This window comes from Variovorax sp. LG9.2, from assembly GCF_035018885.1.
Lineage (GTDB): Bacteria > Pseudomonadota > Gammaproteobacteria > Burkholderiales > Burkholderiaceae_C > Variovorax.
The window spans coordinates 1-260 of sequence record NZ_JASJXB010000133.1; the positions used below are offsets into that span (position 1 = coordinate 1).

Genomic DNA, 260 nt, shown 5'->3' on the forward strand with positions numbered 1-260 from the left:
GGCCGACGTTGTACAACTGGAAGAACCAGCTTCTGGGACGTGAGGCACCCGCATCCATGAAACACACCAATCAGTCCGCGCGGGCTCAAGAGCGCGACGAGCTCGAGCGCGAGGTTGAGGCGTTGCGCCGCGAAGTCAGGCAACTGCGCCTTGAGCAGGACCTCTTGAACAAGGCCAATGAACTGTTAAAAAAAGGCCTGGGCGTCGATCTGCAGCTCCTGTCCAACCGGGAGAAGACACTGCTGATTGACGCCCTCAAG

1 pseudogene is annotated in these 260 nt (G+C 58.8%); it reads left to right on the top strand.

The window, feature by feature from the left end:
- A pseudogene (locus QN413_RS27240) lies at positions 1-260 on the top strand (IS3 family transposase); the annotation flags it as partial.